The sequence below is a fragment of the Anaeroplasma sp. genome (genome assembly GCF_034179385.1).
GTDB lineage: Bacteria > Bacillota_I > Bacilli_A > Acholeplasmatales > Anaeroplasmataceae > Anaeroplasma.
On sequence record NZ_JAXFPY010000122.1, the window covers coordinates 1 to 2,129 of the forward strand.

Consider the following 2,129-nt stretch of genomic DNA (forward strand, 5'->3'; position numbering starts at 1 on the left):
GAGTTCTTGTTTATGGTATACCTGAGTTCAGACTTCCTAAGGAAGCTGTAGTTGCAAAAGAGATAGAGAATGTTGAAGCACTTGGCGTTAAGATAGAGAAGAATGTTATTGTCGGAAAGTCTGTTACAATTGATGAGTTAATGGATGAAGAAGGTTTTGAGGCTGTATTTATCGGTTCAGGTGCAGGACTTCCTAAGTTCATGGGAATACCTGGTGAGAATGCAAACGGTGTATTCTCAGCAAATGAGTATCTTACAAGAAGCAACCTTATGAAGGCATTTGATGAAGATTCAAATACCCCTATTATGAGAGGTAAGAAAGTAGCAGTTGTTGGTGGCGGAAACGTTGCAATGGATGCTGCAAGAACAGCACTTCGTCTTGGCGCTGAGGTACATATCGTATATCGTAGAAGTGAAGAAGAGCTTCCTGCAAGAGTTGAAGAGGTTCATCATGCTAAGGAAGAGGGCGTTAAGTTTGAATTATTAACAAACCCAACGGAAATCCTTACAGATGAAAAGGGTAATGTTACAGGTATGAAGTGTGTTCGTATGGAGCTTGGTGAGCCTGATGCTTCAGGAAGAAGAAGACCACAGGTCATTCCAAATTCTGAATTCGTTATGGATGTAGATATGGTAATTATGTCTTTAGGTACATCACCTAACCCTTTAATTTCATCTACAACTCCAGGTCTTGATACAAATAGCCATGGCTGTTTAATCGCAAATGAGGAAACAGGTAAGACCACTCATGATTTAGTTTGGGCTGGTGGAGACGCAGTAACAGGCGCTGCAACAGTAATTCTAGCTATGGGTGCTGGTAAAAAGGCTGCTCAAGCCATTGATGAAGCATTATCTGGCGTAACCTTGGCAAATGAATAAAAAATATCCGCTTCGATTGAAGCGGATTTTTCTTAAAGCGTATAATAAATATCATCATAATACATATAATTAATAAAATCTTGGATATGATTACCCCAAGTCTCCTCATTATGGACTCCTTTAGGGTCAATGCATAATCTTGTATTAATATGATTCTTTTTAAAATAATTATAAAGCTCTAAGGAGCTATTGTAATATATAAATTTATCATATATATCATCGGATTGCTCCTCTTTACCTACATAAAGGAAGATTTTTCTATCTTCCTTTTTATTCTTATCTAAGAAGGAATAGAATTCCTTTGAATATAAGAATACCGGGGTAGAGAAGCTTGCAACATATTTAAAGGAATCCGGATATAAAAAGGACATATAAACTGCAGTAATTGCTGCAAGACTAGAACCAAAGATGGCTCTATGTGAATAGGAATTATAGGTTTTATATTTCTTCTCAATAAATGGAATAATTGTATTTATAAAATCATCGCAATAGTTTTTACAAACCTTTAAATCCTGCTTTTTCCATTCGATTGATGCAACATTTATAATCTTAAATGGAGAATATTCATTGATTCTACCTAAATCAGATTCACTATTGTATATAGCGACTCCAAGAATTCTTTTCCCCATTTCCTTTGCTGCAAGACCTAATATCTTTGCTGCTCTTAAGGATCTTCCAAAGGAGGCATGAGAGTCCTTGAATGCATTTTGACCATCTAAAAAATAGATAGTATCAAAGGTTACATTGTCTCTGTTTCTTGGAACAGAAACTTCAATTTTAACTTCCCTTTTTGATTTAGGAAGATATAATCTATAGTATTCTAACACACAACATCACCATTTAAAATTATATTAGATAATTGAATGAAAAACAATTTAAAAGCAATATTTTTTTGGATATAATGTTTTTGAGGTTATATCCTCTGGTTAAAGCAATTGTATATCATACTCACACGGATTTTTTTAGCAATATGCCTATAGCCTTAAAGTAAAATGTTATTCCTTAAGAGGATCTAGAAATCTTTAGAATAAAACGAATAAAATCTTTTTTTTGGATAAAAAATGGTAGGGTTATAGAATTCGATAGAGTAAAGAAGAAATTCTCCATTTTCTATGTCTTTGGAGTGGGACTATATTCTTATAGTGAGGATTGGTTTCATGTTAAAGGTATAATGAAGATGCTCAATTTGGGTACAGTAAAAATGTACAATTGAGGCATCTTCTTTTTTTGTTATATAATCATCATATGCGG

The 2,129-nt window shown here is 34.1% G+C and carries 2 protein-coding genes; one reads left to right on the forward strand and one right to left on the reverse strand.

Going from position 1 to position 2,129, the window contains the following annotated elements:
• Positions 1-878, forward strand: an 878-nt coding sequence (locus SPJ17_RS08425) for an FAD-dependent oxidoreductase (protein WP_321094711.1), incomplete at its 5' end; no start/stop codon positions are given.
• Between the two features lie 32 nt (positions 879-910).
• On the opposite strand, the gene SPJ17_RS08430 is transcribed toward SPJ17_RS08425, so the two are convergent.
• A complete protein-coding gene (locus tag SPJ17_RS08430) occupies positions 911-1,705 on the reverse strand; it encodes an alpha/beta hydrolase-fold protein (RefSeq protein WP_321094713.1) in 795 nt (264 codons plus the stop codon).
• Positions 1,706-2,129: the final 424 nt, after the last annotated feature.